Source organism: Rugamonas rubra (genome assembly GCF_900114705.1).
GTDB lineage: Bacteria > Pseudomonadota > Gammaproteobacteria > Burkholderiales > Burkholderiaceae_D > Rugamonas > Rugamonas rubra.
This window is the reverse complement of sequence record NZ_FOTW01000007.1, coordinates 15,868-32,265: the sequence shown is the minus strand read 5'-3', so window position 1 is coordinate 32,265 and position 16,398 is coordinate 15,868. Positions and strand designations below refer to the sequence as shown.

At 68.6% G+C, this 16,398-nt stretch carries 13 protein-coding genes; 11 read left to right on the top strand and 2 right to left on the bottom strand.

The features are described 5' to 3' along the window. Positions 1–99 precede the first annotated feature (99 nt). The gene (locus BM252_RS06455; protein WP_093385257.1) at positions 100–774 is read left to right on the top strand and encodes a GNAT family N-acetyltransferase; all 675 of its coding nucleotides are present in this window, start codon (positions 100–102) and stop codon (positions 772–774) included. A 102-nt stretch (positions 775–876) separates the two neighbouring features. Here BM252_RS06455 and BM252_RS06450 read toward each other — a convergent pair whose 3' ends face one another. After that, on the bottom strand, positions 877–1,398 hold the full coding sequence (locus tag BM252_RS06450) for an Lrp/AsnC family transcriptional regulator (RefSeq protein WP_093385904.1): 522 nt from the start codon (positions 1,396–1,398) through the stop codon (positions 877–879). A gap of 138 nt (positions 1,399–1,536) precedes the next feature. Here BM252_RS06450 and hppD point away from each other — a divergent pair, with 138 nt between their 5' ends. Both hppD and BM252_RS06440 read left to right on the top strand, forming a co-directional pair. Further along, the gene (gene hppD, locus BM252_RS06445; protein ID WP_093385254.1) at positions 1,537–2,670 is read left to right on the top strand and encodes a 4-hydroxyphenylpyruvate dioxygenase; all 1,134 of its coding nucleotides are present in this window, start codon (positions 1,537–1,539) and stop codon (positions 2,668–2,670) included. A 242-nt stretch (positions 2,671–2,912) separates the two neighbouring features. Then, positions 2,913–6,485, top strand: a complete 3,573-nt coding sequence (locus BM252_RS06440) for an indolepyruvate ferredoxin oxidoreductase family protein (RefSeq protein WP_093385252.1) — start codon at positions 2,913–2,915, stop codon at positions 6,483–6,485. 45 nt (positions 6,486–6,530) lie between these two features. Here BM252_RS06440 and BM252_RS06435 read toward each other — a convergent pair whose 3' ends face one another. After that, positions 6,531–6,800 (bottom strand): hypothetical protein, encoded by a 270-nt coding sequence (locus BM252_RS06435; RefSeq protein WP_093385249.1) that lies wholly within the window; start codon positions 6,798–6,800, stop codon positions 6,531–6,533. A 92-nt stretch (positions 6,801–6,892) separates the two neighbouring features. On the opposite strand from BM252_RS06435, the gene BM252_RS06430 reads away from it, so the two are divergent. The 8 genes from BM252_RS06430 (at position 6,893) to BM252_RS06395 (ending at position 16,392) form a co-directional block, all read left to right on the top strand. Then, complete coding sequence (locus BM252_RS06430; RefSeq protein WP_245774126.1) at positions 6,893–7,762, top strand: AraC family transcriptional regulator; 870 nt, start codon at positions 6,893–6,895, stop codon at positions 7,760–7,762. Between the two features lie 220 nt (positions 7,763–7,982). After that, a complete protein-coding gene (locus BM252_RS06425; protein ID WP_093385243.1) occupies positions 7,983–8,588 on the top strand; it encodes a hypothetical protein in 606 nt (201 codons plus the stop codon). Between the two features lie 137 nt (positions 8,589–8,725). Continuing rightward, entirely contained in the window at positions 8,726–11,428 is a 2,703-nt protein-coding gene (locus BM252_RS06420) for a TonB-dependent receptor plug domain-containing protein (protein ID WP_245774125.1), read from the top strand. A gap of 140 nt (positions 11,429–11,568) precedes the next feature. After that, complete coding sequence (locus tag BM252_RS06415) at positions 11,569–13,329, top strand: M14 family metallopeptidase (protein ID WP_093385238.1); 1,761 nt, start codon at positions 11,569–11,571, stop codon at positions 13,327–13,329. Between the two features lie 111 nt (positions 13,330–13,440). Then, a complete protein-coding gene (locus BM252_RS06410) occupies positions 13,441–14,655 on the top strand; it encodes an MGDG synthase family glycosyltransferase (RefSeq protein WP_174900439.1) in 1,215 nt (404 codons plus the stop codon). Further along, a complete protein-coding gene (locus tag BM252_RS06405) occupies positions 14,655–15,134 on the top strand; it encodes a hypothetical protein (protein ID WP_093385236.1) in 480 nt (159 codons plus the stop codon). The genes BM252_RS06410 and BM252_RS06405 overlap by 1 nt, the downstream gene beginning before the upstream one ends. Next, positions 15,131–15,769 (top strand): tyrosine-protein phosphatase, encoded by a 639-nt coding sequence (locus BM252_RS06400; protein WP_093385233.1) that lies wholly within the window; start codon positions 15,131–15,133, stop codon positions 15,767–15,769. Before BM252_RS06405 ends, BM252_RS06400 begins: the two co-directional genes overlap by 4 nt. 11 nt (positions 15,770–15,780) lie before the next feature. Beyond that, a complete protein-coding gene (locus BM252_RS06395; protein WP_245774124.1) occupies positions 15,781–16,392 on the top strand; it encodes an SRPBCC family protein in 612 nt (203 codons plus the stop codon). Positions 16,393–16,398: the final 6 nt, after the last annotated feature.

Genomic DNA, 16,398 nt, shown 5'->3' with positions numbered 1-16,398 from the left:
CGGCGCGCCGCTTGGGATACAATAGGCCGATGTTGCGCCGCACCATCGGCGGCCCGGCCGGCCGCGCGGCGCCGGCGTGCCGCGTCCAGGAGTAGCCAAGTGAACTCGATCGACCTATTTCAAAACCCCTTGCCGCGCTGGTTCAAGCGCAACCCGCGTCCCACCGTGCTGATCAAGGAGCTGCAGGAGCGCGACCGCCGCCGCATGCTCAAGCACTTCCTCGGCCTCGAGCGGGCCGACCGCCTGTTGCGCTTCGGCTCGATGCTGCCCGACGAGCTGGTGAGCGACTACGTCAACCGCATCGACCTCAAGCGCGACATGGTGTTCGGCGTCTACAACCGGGTGTTCCAGCTGGTCGCCGTCGGCCACCTGGCGTTCGCCAAGACCGACCCCGACAAGAGCGCCGTGACCGACAAGGAAAACGTGGCCGAGTTCGGCGTCTCGGTCAGCCGCTCGGTGCGCGGCATGGGCGTGGGCAGCAAGCTGTTCGAGCGCGCCGCCATCCACTGCCGCAACAACGACGTCGACACCCTATACATGCACTGCCTGTCGTCGAACCAGACGATGATGCACATCGCCCGCAAGGCCGGCATGGCGATCCAGCGCGACTACGGCGAGGCCGACGCCTACCTCAAGCTGTCGCCGCCCAATCCGGGCAGCATGTTGCAGGAGGCCGTCGAGGAGCAGTTCGCCACCATCGACTACACGCTCAAGGCCAACACCCGCGCCGCCGTCAAGTGGCTCGACCGGCTGCCCGGCCGCAAGCCCCGCTGAGCAAGCGCACAACCGGGGTCAGTGCCGACATTCGGACAAATTGCTTGTCGGACCGGCGTTAATGCTGAGCTCGTGTCCGAATGTCGGCACTGACCCCGGCGGCTACACCAGCGGCAGCGCCGTGGTGTCCTTGATGCGCTGCAGGGCGAAGCTCGATTTGACATCCAGCACGGCCGGGTGGCGCAGCAGCGTCGCCATCATGAAGCGCGAGAAGTGGTCCATGTCCTCGACGTGCACGCGCAGCAGGTAGTCCATCTCCCCCGTCATGGCGTAGCAGGCCACCACCTCGGGCCACTGTTCGACCGAGACGGCGAAGTCGGCCCGCGGCGAGGCCACCGCCGGCGCCGCGCCGAGCGCGCGGGCGTTGCTGTGCGCCGCCGCCTCGCTGTGCTTCTCCAGCCGCACGTTGACGTAGGCCAGCAGGCCCAGGCCGATCTTGTCCGGGTCGAGCAGGGCGACGTACTGGCGGATCACGCCGGCCTCCTCGAGCCGCTTGATGCGGCGCAGGCAGGGCGAGGGCGACAGGCTGACCAGCTCGGCCACGTCCTGGTTGGACAGGCGGCCGTCGGCCTGCAGGATGGCGAGAATCTTGCGGTCCGTTTTATCCAGCGCGATCTTGGTCATGAACACCTCAGAAATTCGAAATCAGGGCAATATTATTGCGCAAAACGGGGTGCGGCGGGAATTGTTTGCAATTTTCTGCCGGCGCGCCGGGTCTATACTGTGCGCATAATAAAACCTGGTACAGCCAAGGAGACAGCCATGCAATTCCAGCCATGGGACAACCCGATGGGCACCGACGGCTTCGAGTTCGTCGAATACGCCGCGCCCGATCCGAAGGCGCTCGGCGCGCTGTTCGAACGCATGGGCTTCACCGCCATCGCGCGCCACCGCCACAAGGACGTCACCCTGTACCGCCAGGGCGAGATCAACTTCATCATCAACGCCGAGCAGGACTCCTTCGCCCAGCGCTTCGCCCGCCAGCACGGCCCGTCGGTGTGCGCCATCGCCATCCGCGTCGCCGACGCCGCCCACACGTATAAACGCGCGCTCGAGCTGGGCGCCTGGGGCTTCGACAACCACACCGGGCCGATGGAGCTCAACATTCCGGCCATCAAGGGCGTCGGCGACTCGCTGCTGTACTTCGTCGACCGCTGGCGCGGCAAGGGCGCCGCCGCCGGCGCCGCCCCGGCGCCGGGCGCGATCGGCGACATCAGCATCTACGACGTCGACTTCGTCGCCATCCCCGGCGCCGTCGCCAAGCCGGCCGGCAAGGGCCTGACCTATATCGACCACCTGACCCACAACGTCCACCGTGGCCGCATGAAGGAGTGGGCCGGCTTCTACGAGAGCCTGTTCAACTTCCGCGAGGTGCGCTACTTCGACATCGAGGGCAAGCTGACGGGACTGAAGTCGAAGGCGATGACCTCGCCCTGCGGCAAGATCCGCATCCCCATCAACGAGTCCTCCGACGACAAGTCGCAGATCGCCGAATACCTCGACCAGTACCACGGCGAGGGCATCCAGCACATCGCCCTGGGCAGCGACGACATCTACGCCTCGGTGCAGCAGTTGCGCGACGGCGGCGTCGCCTTCCAGGACACCGTCGAGACCTACTACGAGCTGGTCGAGCGGCGCCTGCCGCACCACGGCGAGAACCTGGCCGAGCTGCGCCGCCTGCGCATCCTGCTCGACGGCCACAGCGCCGAGCACGAGCGCGAGCTGCTGTTGCAGATCTTCACGCAGAACGTGATCGGCCCGATCTTCTTCGAGATCATCCAGCGCAAGGGCGACCAGGGCTTCGGCGAGGGCAATTTCCGCGCCCTGTTCGAGTCCATCGAGCTCGACCAGATCAAGCGCGGCGTGCTGCGGGACCCGGCCACGACGCCGGCCTGAGCGCGCCGGGGGGAGCCGGGCTCGCAAACCAGGGTCAGACCCTAGGGTCTGACCCTTGGTTGGAGTCCTCGGCCCCGAGGTTTGAAGCCGCCAGCAGCGCGCAGAACGCCGCGGCGGCCTTGTGATACCCTGTAAAAAAACACATTTTCCGCTCCGGCGCGCCCACAAGGCGTGTCGGATCGCGCGGTGGGACCGACCCGGCCCGGCCGCGTACCGCAATGAGAATAATGGAGACAACAGCAATGAACGCACCAATCAAGGGCTCGCACCTGGAGCCGGGTCCGCACGCGGACGGCATTTCCCTCGACGACAAGTGGACGCTGCAGCGCGGCCGCGCCTTCATCACCGGCACCCAGGCCCTGATCCGCCTGCCGATGATGCAGCGCGAGCGCGACCTGAAGGCCGGCCTGAACACGGCCGGCTACATCACCGGCTACCGCGGCTCGCCCGTCACCAGCGTCGACATGACGGCGGTGAAGGCGAAGAAACACCTCGACGCCCACCACGTCAAGTTCCACCCCGGCATGAACGAGGACCTCGCCGCCACCGCCGTCTGGGGCACCCAGCAAACCAACCTGTTCAAGGACGCCAAGTACGACGGCGTCTTCTCCATGTGGTACGGCAAGGGCCCCGGCGTCGACCGCTGCGGCGACGTCTTCAAGCACGCCAACAACGCCGGTTCCGCCAAGCACGGCGGCGTGCTGGTGCTGGCCGGCGACGACCACGCCGCCAAGTCCTCGTCGACCGCCCACCAGTCCGACCATATCCTGAACGCCTGCGGCATCCCGGTGCTCTACCCGGCCTCGGTGCAGGAGTACATCGACTACGGCCTGCACGCCTGGGCGATGAGCCGCTACACCGGCCTGTGGGTGTCGATGAAGTGCGTCACCGACATCATCGAGTCCGGCGCCGTGGTCGACTTCGACCCCGACCGCGTGCAGATCGTCATGCCGGACGACTTCGAGCTGCCCGAGGGCGGCCTGAACATCCGCTGGCCCGACACCGTGCTCGACATGGAAGTGCGGATGAACAGCCACAAGTGGTACGCCGCGCTGGCCTACGCCCGCGCCAACAAGCTCAACAAAATCATCTGGGACAGCCCGAAGGCCAAGATCGGCATCATCACCGCCGGCAAGTCGTATTTGGACACGCGGCAGGCGCTGGCCGACCTGGGCATCGACGAGCAGGCCGCCGCCGACATCGGCATCCGCCTCTACAAGATCGGCATGACCTGGCCGCTCGAGGCCGACGGCGTGCACGCCTTCGCCAAGGGCCTCGACGAGATCCTGGTGGTGGAGGAGAAGCGCCAGATCCTCGAGTACGCGCTCAAGGAGGAGCTGTACAACCTGAAGGACGGCGAACGGCCCCGCGTGGTCGGCAAATTCGACGACACCGGCGAGTGGAGCAACAAGCACCGCAGCGGCCACGGCGACTGGCTGCTGCCGGCCACCTACGAGCTGAACCCGGCGCAGATCGCCCGCGCCATCGCCAGCCGCATCTCGCACTACTGCGCCGGCCACCCGGTGGCCCAGCGCGTGCAGGAGCGCATCGCCTTCCTCGAGGCCAAGGAGCTGGTGCTCACCTCGGTGCCGGCCAAGCCGAACCCGCAGACCGACCGCACGCCCTATTTCTGCTCGGGCTGCCCGCACAACAGCTCGACCAAGGTGCCCGAGGGCTCGCGCGCGCTGGCCGGCATCGGCTGCCACTACATGGTGCTGTGGATGGACCGTGAAACCTCGACCTTCACCCACATGGGCGCCGAGGGCGTCACCTGGGTCGGCCAGGCGCCGTTCACCAACGAGAAGCACGTCTTCACCAACCTGGGCGACGGCACCTACTTCCACTCCGGCATCCTGGCGATCCGCGCGGCGGTGGCGGCCAAGGTCAACATCACCTACAAGATCCTGTTCAACGACGCCGTCGCCATGACCGGCGGCCAGGAGTTCGACGGCCCGCTCGACCCCGGCATGATCTCGCGCCAGATCGCCGCCGAGGGCGTCGGCCCGATCATCGTCGTCACCGACGAGCCGGACAAGTACCCGTCCGACTACAAGTGGGCCGAGGGCGTCACCGTGCGCCACCGCAGCGAACTGATGGACGTGCAGCGCGAGCTGCGCGACCAGCCCGGCGTGTCGGCCATGATCTACGACCAGACCTGCGCCTCCGAGAAGCGGCGTCGCCGGAAACGCAACGAATACCCGGACCCGGCCAAGCGCGCCGTCATCAACGAGGCCGTCTGCGAAGGCTGCGGCGACTGCTCGGTGCAGTCGAACTGCCTGTCGGTCGAACCGTTGGAGACGGAACTGGGGCGCAAGCGCCAGATCAACCAGTCGTCCTGCAACAAGGACTTCTCCTGCACCACCGGCTTCTGTCCGAGTTTCGTGACGGTCGAGGGCGGTGCCTTGAAGAAGCCGAAGAAGGCCGCCGCCGGCGACGCCGCCATGCCGGTGCTGCCGATGCCGGCCATTCCGCTGACCACGACGCCGTTCGGCATCCTCATCACCGGCATCGGCGGCACCGGCGTGGTCACCGTCGGCCAAATCCTGGCCATGGCCGCCCACGTCGAGGGCAAGGGCGCGGTGGTGCTGGACATGAGCGGGCTGGCGCAAAAGGGCGGCCCGGTGATGTCGCACGTGCGCCTGGCCGACCGGCAGGCCGATTTGCACTCGACCCGCGTCGGCACCGGCAGCGCCGACCTGGTGATCGGCTGCGACCTGATCGTCACGGCCAGCCGCGACGCCCTGTCGCGCATGGGCGAGGGGCGCACCTTCGCCGCCATCAACTCGACCGGCTCGTCGACCGCCGCCTTCGTCAAGAACCCCGACTGGCAGTTCCCCGACGCCTCCTCGCGCGGCGAGATCATCAAGGCCTGCGGCGACAAGCAGGTCGATTTCGTCGACGCCGGCCAGATCGCCACCGCGCTGATGGGCGACTCCATCGCCACCAATATGTTCATGCTCGGCTACGCCTTCCAGCGCGGCCACGTGCCGCTCAGCGAGGCCTCGATCATCAAGGCGATCGAGTTGAACAACGTCTCGGTCGGCTTCAACAAATCGGCCTTCGCCTGGGGCCGCACGGCGGCGCACGACCTGGCCGCGGTGGTCAAGCTGACCACGCCGGCCAAGGTGATCGAGTTCAAGCGCATCCAGACGCTCGACGACGTCGTCGCCCGCCGCGTCGAACTGCTCACCGCCTACCAGGACGCCGCCTACGCCGGCCAGTACAAGGCCTTGGTCGACCAGGTGCGCGCCGAGGAGGCCAAGCTGGGCAAGGGCAGCCGCCTGGCCGAGGCGGTGGCGCGCTACTTCTACAAGCTGATGGCCTACAAGGACGAGTACGAGGTGGCCCGCTTGTACACCGACGGCGCCTTCCAGCAGAAGATCGCCGGCATGTTCGAGGGCGACATCAAGCTCAAGTTCCACCTGGCGCCGCCGCTGTTTGCCAAGCACGACTCCAACGGCCAGCTGGTCAAGCAGGAGTTCGGCCCGTGGATGATGAAGGCCTTCGGTGTACTGGCCAAGTTCAAGGGCCTGCGCGGCAGCGCCCTCGACGTGTTCGGCTACACCGCCGAGCGCAAGATGGAGCGCGCGCTGATCGTCGAGTACCGCCAGACGGTGGCGGCCCTGCTGCCCAAGCTGACGGCGGACAAGCTGACGCAGGCGGTGGCCATCGCCAGCATTCCCGAGGACATCCGGGGTTATGGCCACGTCAAGGAACGCCACCTGAAGGCCGCCAAGCAGAAGGAGGCGACGCTGATCGCCGCCTTCAACGCGCCGGCGCCGGCGTCGGCGGGTAGCCGCAGCAACGTCGCCTAAGACGCTTGCCGTGAAAGGGGAGGGCGGCCGTTGGCCGCCCTTTTTTCATTCTGCCGCCGCCGCGCCGTGTTGTTCGACGAAGGCGCGCAGGCGCGGGTCGGCGATATGCAGGATCTCGAACAGGCCGAGCGCGCCCAGCGCCGGCAGGGCCTCGACGATGCGTGCGCCGGCCGTCGCCGTGGCGTCCGGCGCCGCGTTGGCGTCCAGCCAGGTGCGGGCGTTGGCGAGGAAGGCGGCGACCGTGCCTTTCCTGATCGTCATGCCCTTGAACTCGCCGCTGTTGATGTCGTCCGGAAGTACGTCTTCTGCCCGCATGGTCCGCATGGTGTTACTCCTTCGCTGTTGAAAACGTCATCATGCGCGCGCCGCGCTGGCCTGGCTTGCGCAAAAATGCCAGAATGTGTCGCATGCAAGCCAAAACCGTCTCCGCCGCCGTTCCCATCCTCGATCCCGCGTTGGCCGACCTTGCCGACGGCCCGGCCGTCATCGCCGTTGTTGCGGCCGCCGCGCCGCGCACCACGCCGACGCACGCCCACGCGCGCGGCCAATTGCTCGGCGCCATCGCCGGACTGCTCAGCATCGACACCGAACAAGAGCGCCTGATCGTGCCCCCCGGCCACGCCATCTGGCTGCCGCCCGGCCACCGCCACAGCCTGCGCGCCCACGGCCCTTGCCAAGCATGGAGCGTGTACGTGGCGCCGCCTGCCTGCGCCGACCTGCCGTCGCTGCCGCAGGTGGTGGCCGTGTCCGGCCTGTTGCGCGAGGCGGTGCTGCGCGCCGCCAGCTGGCGCGCCGCCGATGCCGAAGCCGTCATAGGTGCCCTGGTCGGCTCCGCCGTTCGTTCCGCGTCGTCGCATTCGGCGGCACGCGCGCGCATCGCCGCCGTCATTCTCGACGAAATCGCCAGCCTGCCGCGCCAGCGCCTGACCTTGCCGCTGCCGTCCGAGCGCCGCCTGCTGAAAATCGCCCAGCAACTGGCGGCCGACCCGGCCGATCCGCGCAGCCTGCCGGAATGGGCCGCCTGGGTCGGCATCGCGCCGCGCACGCTGACCCGCCGCTTCGCCCTGGAAACGGGCCTGGCCTTCTCCACCTGGCGCACGCGCGCCCGCCTGATGCGCGCGATCGAACTGCTCGCCGCCGGCGGCGCCGTCACCAGCGTGGCGCTGGAGCTGGGCTACGACAGCCTGAGCGCCTTCATCTCGATGTTCCGCCGCTCGCTGGGCGTGTCGCCCGGAAAATTCAACGCCGCAGCCGAGCCGGCGCCGAGCTGGCCTTGAACTTGCTGGTTTCAATCTCGTGCGAAAGCGCCAGCTTGCGCACTCAGTCATGCCGCGCCGGAGTATAGGTAGGGGGCGCGCGGTTCCAAACCCCTCTGGTAAACCTTCTGCTTTTCCTTCTTTTTTCTTCTCTTTTCCTCTGCTTTGAACTCTTTTTCGTTATGCGGGTCAAAAGAGAAGGAAAGAGAAAAAAGCAGGGCAAAGCAGAGGAGAAAAGAGAATGTTTACCACAGTGTCCGTGCAGCTTCCCCACCCCGTCCTGCTCCAGCTGATTGCGCATCTGGAAAAGCATGGCGGCCCGCAGGATTTATCCGCCGTGATGCTGGCGGCGGTCGAACTGTGGTTGTGTGAGCAGCAGTCTCCGCGCCCGGGCCGGCGGTCGCTCCATGGCTACCAATGGAAATCGCTGTTTCTGCCGGAGGGCACCCGGCTGCGCTCTTGGAGCTATGGCGAACACAATTATGCGGAGGTGGTGGGCGACCAGATCATCCACAACGGGCGCGCCGTCTCGCCCAACCAGTTCGCCCGCTCCTTCGCCCGCAGCAACCGCAATGCCTGGTCCGACCTGTCCGTGCGCCGGCCCGCCGACAAAAAATGGACCGTCGCCAGCCGCTTGCGCCGGGAGCTCGCCTCGGAACAGAGGAGGGCGGAGTTGGCCGCCGCCCCGCTCGCTGTCGCCGTTGTCGCGCCCGCCGCCATCCCGCCGCCAGCGTCCGCCAGCGTGCCGTCCGAGCCGCCCAAGCCCAGGCAAGTGGAGGCCGGGCCGGAATGGAGTCTGCCGGAGCGGCGCAAGTATCGTTTCCGCATGGAAGATATCGCCTACTAGCCGAATGCTAGTGTTGCATTTCATGACAAGTCGATTATTCGCATAAGAAAACATGGAGATATTCGTTCTCCATCTATATAGTTTTTGCTACTGTTGAGTTTTTTGACATGGCGAAGAACCCGATGAAGACGACACACTTGAGATTGAAACCGCTGGCGGCCGGCGTGATCGCGCTGTTGTGCGGCCAGGCGGCCCAGGCGCAGGCGCCAGCGGCCGCCGCCGCCGCTCCCGGCCAGGGCGCCGCCGCCGCGCCGACCGCCGTGGTGGTGACCGGCTCGCGCATCCCCCGCGCCACGCTGGAGGGGCCGTCGGCCGTCACCGTCATCACCGGCGACGAGATCACCAAGCAGGGCTACAAGAACGTCTTCGACGCGCTCAGCAACCAGTCGCAGAACAGCGGCTTCGTCCAGGGCGCCGACTTCGGCAACACCCACACGCCGTCGGCCAACGCCATCAGTCTGCGCGGCCTCGGCCCCAACCACACGCTGATCCTGCTCAACGGCCACCGCATCGCCGATTTCCCCATCGCCTACGAGGGCACGGTCAACTTCACCAACCTGGCCAACATCCCGTCGAGCGTGGTCGAGCGCATCGAGATCCTCAGCGGCGGCGCCTCGGCCATCTACGGCTCGGACGCCATCGCCGGCGTGGTCAACGTGATCCTCAAGAAGCAGGCCGAGGGCATCGACGTCAACCTCAAGGCCGGCTCCACCACCCGTGGCGGCGGCGCCGAGCAGCGCCTGCAGATCACCGGCGGCGGCAGCGTCGACCGGCTCAACGGCCTGTTCAGCCTGGAACTGAGCGAGCGCGAGCCGCTGTGGAGCATGGACCGCGACTTCATGTCGGCCAAGGACGGCCTGCCGACCATCGTGTTGTCGCGCAAGAGCCTGAAGACCGGCAACTACTACGACCTCGGCGACAGCTGCGACGTGCTGGGCGACCTGTACCAGCACAGCACCGTCAAGTACGCCACCAAGAAGGGCAGCTACTGCGCCAGCGCCAAGACGCGGCCGACCTACTGGACCACCCAGACCAAGAACAGCAGCCAGAACTTCTTCGGCAGCCTGAACTACGAGCTGCCCGGCGGCACCGTCCTGTTCGGCGACCTTCTGCTGGCGAGCAACAAGAGCGAGAACAACACGCGCGGCCCGGCGTGGACCTCGGCCTCGACCGCCGGCAACTACTTCCTCAACAAGAACACCGGCGTCTACGAGACCTGGACCAAGTACATCGCGCCGGAGGAGATCGGCGGCGTCGAGCGCTACAACCGCCAATGGCAGGACGTCGCCAGCGCCGTCTCCTTCGGCGCGCGCGGCAAGCTGCCCGGCAGCAGCTGGGCCTACGAGGCCGGCTACAACGCATCGGCCTACCAGAGCAAGAACCACTCGCCGCGCGCGCTGGCCAACATCGACGCCTTCTTCCTCGGCCCCAAGCTGGGCCTCGACGCCAGCGGCGTCAACATCTACGCGCCCGATCCGGCGCGCCTGAGCCGCCGCCTCACGCCGGCCGAGTTCGACAGCATCACCGCCAACTCGGACAGTCGGGACCGCTCCTGGGTCAACAACGTCAGCCTCAACGCCAACGGCGAGCTGTTCCAGCTGCCGGCCGGCGCCGTCAAGCTGGCCGTGCTGGCCGAGGCCGGCCGCCAGGGCTTCCGCCAGACGCCCGACGCGCGCATCAACCAGGGCGTCTTCAACACCGTCGTGCAGTCCGACGAGGTGGCCGGCACGCGCGGCCGCCACGCCGTCGGCGCCGAGGCCAGCGTGCCCCTGCTCGAGCAGCTCAACGCCAACCTGGCCGGCCGCTACGACCGCTACAAGTTCGCCGACCGCAGCGAGGGCAAGCTGGCCTACAACGGCGGCCTCGAATGGCGCCCGGCCAAGTCGCTGCTGGTGCGCGGCAACTACGCCACCAGCTTCCGCGCGCCCGACATGAACTACATCTTCCAGGCGCGCGGCAACGGCTACTACGCCTCGAGCACCGACTACCTGCGCTGCGCCAAGGCCGGCCAGAGCATCGACAACTGCGACTACGCCAACGTCTCGCCCGGCTTCGACTACGTCCAGTACGGCAGCAAGGAGCTCAAGTCGGAGAAGGGCAAGTCCTTCGGCGCCGGCCTGGTCTGGTCGCCCAGCGCCGACTTCGACGTCTCGCTCGACTACTGGAACATCAAGATCGACGACCTGGTCACCAACCTGAGCGCCGACCGCCTGCTGCGCGACGAGGCCGACTGCTACAGCGGCGCCAACGCCAAGGGCTCGCCGACCTGCGTCGACGTCGCCAACCGGGTGATCCGCTACGCCGCCGACGCGCCCTACAAGCCGGGCGAGGTCAAACAGGTGCTGGTCAACCCGATCAACGCCGCCTACCAGGCCGTCAGCGGCATCGACATCGCCTTCAAGTACGCGCTGCGCACCGCCGGCTACGGCCGCTTCGTCTGGTCGGGCAACTTCTCCAAGTCGTTCAGCAAGAAGTCGCGCCAGTTCCCCGGCGACCCGATCAACGACGACCTGGCCGACCTGACCAACAGCGACTGGCCGAACAAGCTCAACACCAGCCTGAACTGGAACATCGGCGACTGGTCGAGTACCCTGTTCCTCAGCCGCTACGGCCGGGTGCCGAACGCGGCCCAGACGGCGCTGCTCAACACCACCACCCGGGTCAACGCCAGCACCGTCTACCGAATCACCCCGCGCACCAGCCTGTCGCTGATCGTCAACAACGTCTTCGACAAGATCAAGACCGACACCAGCGGCGGCTGGCCGAACTACCCGGTGGGTAGCTTCAGCCCGGCCGGACGCCAGGTCTGGCTCGAGTTGAACCACCACTTCGGCTCCTGAGCGTGGTCGCGGCGGCGCCCGCCGGCGGCGCCGCCGCGACTGTATGCGGCGGCCGAATAGGCCCTATAATCTCCGGCGCGCCCGCCCCGTCCCCGCCGCCGGGGCGGCGCTTCTTCCCCCACCCCGCCGGAGCCTTGCCGATGATTCGTTCTGCCCTGCTGTTCGCCCTTGCCGCCGCCGTCGCGCCGGCCCATGCCGCACCCGACCTGAGCACCGCCGCCGAACGCTCCGGCTTCCAGCACACCGGCCGCTACGCCGAGGTGCAGCAACTGTGCGCGCGCTTCCAGCGGGCCTACCCCAAGGCGGTGCGCTGCTTCGAGTTCGGCCGCACGCCGGAGGGCCGCCCGATGCTGGCGCTGGCCGTCTCGCGCACTGGCGCGCTGACGCCGGCCCAGGCCAAGGCGCGCGGCCTGCCGGTGCTGCTGGTGCAGGGCGGCATCCACGCCGGCGAGATCGACGGCAAGGACGCCGGCTTCCTGGCGTTGCGCCAGGCGCTGGACGGCCAGGCCGCGCCCGGCGCCCTGGACAAGCAGGTGCTGCTGTTCGTCCCCGTCTTCAATGTCGACGGCCACGAGCGCTTCGGCCGGTGGAACCGGCCCAACCAGCGCGGCCCGGTCGCCATGGGCTGGCGCACCACGGCGCAGAACTACAACCTGAACCGCGACTATGTGAAGGCCGACGCGCCCGAGATGCGCGCCATGCTGGCCCTGGTCAACGCCTGGGACCCGCTGGCCTACATCGACCTGCACGTCACCGACGGCGCCAAGTTCCAGCCCGACGTGTCGATCCAGGTCGAGCCGGTGCACGGCGGCGACGCCGAGTTGATGCGCTCCGGCGCCGCCCTGCGCGACGCCGTCATGGCCGACCTGAAGCGCGCCGGCTCCGACCCGAAACCGTTCTACATCTCCTTCGCCGTCAACGACGACCCGCAGTCCGGCTTCGAGGACGGCATGGCCGCGCCGCGCTTCTCGACCGGCTACTTCCCGTTGCGCAACCGCTTCGCCATGCTGGTCGAGACCCACTCGTGGAAGGACTACCCGACCCGCGTCGGCATCACCCGCAACACCATCGTCTCGCTGCTGTCGCAGGTGGCCCTGCACGGCCGCGAGTGGCAGGCGCAGACCCGCGCCGCCGACCTGCGCGCCGCCGCCCTGGCCGGCACGGCCGTGCCGCTCAGCTACCAGGCCACCGCCCGCACGACGATGATCGACTTCCCCGGCTACGCCTACACGCGCACCCCGTCCGAGGTGTCCGGCGGCCTGATGACCCACTACGACGAGAGCACGCCGCAGACCTGGCGCGTGCCGCTGCGCGACGAGGTGGTGCCCAAGCTGCTGGCGACGGCGCCGCAAGGCGGCTACCTGGTGCCGGCCGCGCTGGCCGAGCGCGTCGCCGCCCGCCTGCGCCTGCACGGCGTCGAGTTCAAGCTGCTGGCGCGGGCGCCCGGCCCAATCGAGGTGGAGACCTTCCGCGCCGAGCAGGCCAAGTTCGGCGCGCAGTCCTTCGAGGGCCGCCAGGCGCTGGCGCTGCAGGGCGAGTGGAAGAGCGAGCGGCGCGAGGTCGGCGCCGGCGCCTTGTTCGTGCCCATCGCCCAGGCCAAGGCGCGCCTGGTGGTGACCCTGTTCGAGCCGAGCGGCGCCGACTCGCTGCTGGCCTGGGGCGAATTCAACACCGCCTTCGAGCGCAAGGAGTACATGGAGGAGTACGTCGCCGAGGACGTCGCCCGCGAACAGCTGGCGGCCGACCCGGCGCTGGCCGCCGCCTTCCAGAGCAAGCTGGCCGGCGAGCCGGCCTTCGCCGCCAGCCCGGAGGCCCGGCTGGAGTTCTTCGCCCGCCGCCACAGCTCGTGGGACGAGCGCTTCAACCTGTATCCGGTGCTGCGCAGCGCCAAGGCCTGGTAGGCCGGCGGGACGGCGGGGGCGGGCGGCGCGCCAGCCGCCGCGCCCGCCCGGCGCAATCAATGTTATTCTTTGCGCCATGTTTCACCACCGGGACCCCGTTCCCCGCCCGCCATGATCCAGAAAAAAATCCTGCTGCTCAGCGTCTCCGCCGGCGCCGGCCACATGCGCGCGGCCCAGGCCATCGAGGCGCACGCCAACCTGGCCGGCGGCACCGCCGTCGCCACCCACCTCGACGTGATGAACTATGTCAGCGCCGGCTTCCGCAAGCTCTACACCGACTTCTACATCAAGCTGGTCAACAAGGCGCCGGCGCTGTGGGGCTACCTCTACCACGTCACCAACGAGGCCCAGGCCGACAGCTCGATGCAGCGGCTGCGCCGTGGCGTCGAGCGCCTCAACACCCGCGCCCTGCTGCGCGAGGTCGAGGCCTTCCAGCCCGACGCCATCATCTGCACCCACTTCCTGCCGGCCGAGATCCTCTCGCGCGCGCTGCGCCAGGGCCAGCTGACCTGCCCGGTGTGGGTGCAGGTCACCGACTTCGACTTGCACCGCATGTGGGTGCACGAGCACATGAGCGGCTACTTCGCCGCCAACGACGAGGTGGCCTTCCGCATGCGCGACCAGGGCATCGCCGACGCCCGCATCCACGTCACCGGCATCCCCATCATGCCGGCCTTCGCCCAAGCGCCGCCGCGCGCGCAGGCCGCCGCCGCCCTCGGCCTCGACCCGAGCCGCACCACCATCCTGCTGATGGGCGGCGGCGCCGGCTTGGGCAGCCTGGACACCGTCGCCGCGCGCCTGCTGGCGCTGGACGGCGACTTCCAGCTGATCGTCCTGGCCGGCAACAACGCCGCCGCCCTGGCCGCCCTGCGGCAGCTCGCCGCGCGCCACCCCGGCCGCCTGCTGGCACAGGGCTTCACCGACCAGGTCGAGCGGCTGATGGCCTGCGCCGACCTGGTCATCACCAAGCCGGGCGGCCTGACCACCTCCGAATGCCTGGCCATGGGGCTGCCGATGATCGTCAACTCGCCCATCCCCGGCCAGGAGGAGCGCAACGCCGACTTCCTGCTCGAGCAGGGCGTCGCGCTGAAGGCCTTCGACGGCGTCACGCTGGAATACCGCGTGCGCCACCTGCTGGCCAACCCCGCCAAGCTGGCCGAGATGCGCGCCAAGGCCGTCGCCTTGGGCCGCGCCGGCGCCGCCGACGCCGTGCTGGCGCGCGTGCTGGCCGGCGCCGCAGGCGCTGCCACCACCGGGGCCGCCACCACCACCGGGGCCGCCACTGACACCGGGGCCGCCGCAACGGACGCGGGAGTCGCCGCCTGATGGCGGGCGCCAACAAGCCCTGGCAGATCGCCCTGACCGTCGCCTGGGTCGCGCTGCTCGGCCTGTTCTTCGCCCAGGTCGAGATCCAGATCGAGGGCGCCGCCGGCTGGGCCGCCAACCTGCCGACCTGGCGCGTCGAGCACCACTGGCTGCTCGATATCTTCTGGGGCGGCCGGCCGATGACCGGCTATCATGCCTGGGTGTTCCCCTTCGTCGCGCTGTTCTTCCACTTCCCGCTGCTGTTCATGCAGCAGTGGTCGGCGCGGCTGGAGGCGCGCGCGCTGGGCAGTATCATGCTGTTCTGGATCATCGAGGACTACCTGTGGTTCGTCCTCAACCCGGCCTACGGCGTGGCCCGCTTCAACCCCGCGTCCATCGCCTGGCACAAGCACTGGCTGTGGTGCGCGCCGACCGACTACTGGGTCTCGCTGTGCCTTGGCGGCCTGCTGTTGTGGTTCTCTTACAGGAAAAAAATATGAAACGATTGATCCCGCCGCTGCTGCTCGCGCTGGCGACCCTGCTGGCGCCGCGCGCCGCGCTGGCGGCCGCCGCCGCGCCGCCGACCGAACCGGGGGCCGCCGCGCGCGCCGCCTCGGCGTCGGGCGCCGAACTGGCCCCGGCCGCCCGGCCGGCCGACTGGGCCGAGCCGGTCGACCGCGCCGCCAACCTGTACCGCGTCACGCCCGGCCTGTTCCGCAGCGCCGCGCTCGACAGCAAGGACCTGGCGCAGATCCGCGCGCTCGGCGTGCGCACCGTGGTCAGCCTGCGCTCCTTCCACGCCGACACGGCGCTGCTCGAGCACAGCGGCATCCGCGCCGTGCGCGTGCCCATCAACACCTGGGAGGTCGGCGACCGCCACGTCGTCGCCGCGCTGCGCGCCATCCGCGCCGCCGAGCGCGACGGCCCGGTGCTGCTGCACTGCCAGCACGGCGCCGACCGCACCGGCATGATGGTGGCGATGTACCGCATGCTGTACCAGGACTGGAGCCGGGCGCGCGCCGTGGCCGAATTGAAGCAGGGCGGCTACGGCTACCATCCGATGTGGAAGAACATCGAACGCTATCTGGCGCGCGTCGACGTCGACGAGATCCGCCGCCGCGTCGAGGCGCCATGAGAAAGGCAAGCATGACAAGCATAACGAACATGATGAAAACGGCCGCCGCGCTGCTGCTGCCGGCCGCGCTGGCGCAGGCCGCGCCGCCGGATTTGGGGCCGCTGGCCGCCAACAAGGTGGCGCTGCAGGACGTCAGCCAGAGCGGCGTGGCGGGCAAGACCTTCGCCGCCGGCACCGTCATCGCCGCGCCGCTGGCCACGCTGTGCGCGGCGATCCAGGACTACGCCGACTACCCCAGCTTCATGCCCAACGTCGACAAGGTCAAGGTCAGCGCCGGCGCCGGCGGCAGCGCGCTGCTCGACCTGACGCTCAAGCTGCCGATGGGCAAGGTCAAAAAATATCGTCTGCGGATGGAGCCGAAGGCCGGTGCGCAAAGCTGCCGGCTGGCCTGGAAGCTGGTGCCCAGCGAGGGCCTGAAGCCCGACGAGACCATCGCCGACACCAGCGGCCACTGGCAGCTGGCGCCGTTGGCCGCCGACCGCGGCAAGACCGAGGTGCGCTACCTGGTCTACACCGACCCCGGCCCGGTGCCGATCGGCTTCGGCTGGATCGTCGACAGCATGAGCAAGGACAGCATCCCCAAGATGCTCGAAGCGCTGCGCGCCCGCGTCGCGTCGCGTTAGTCGATA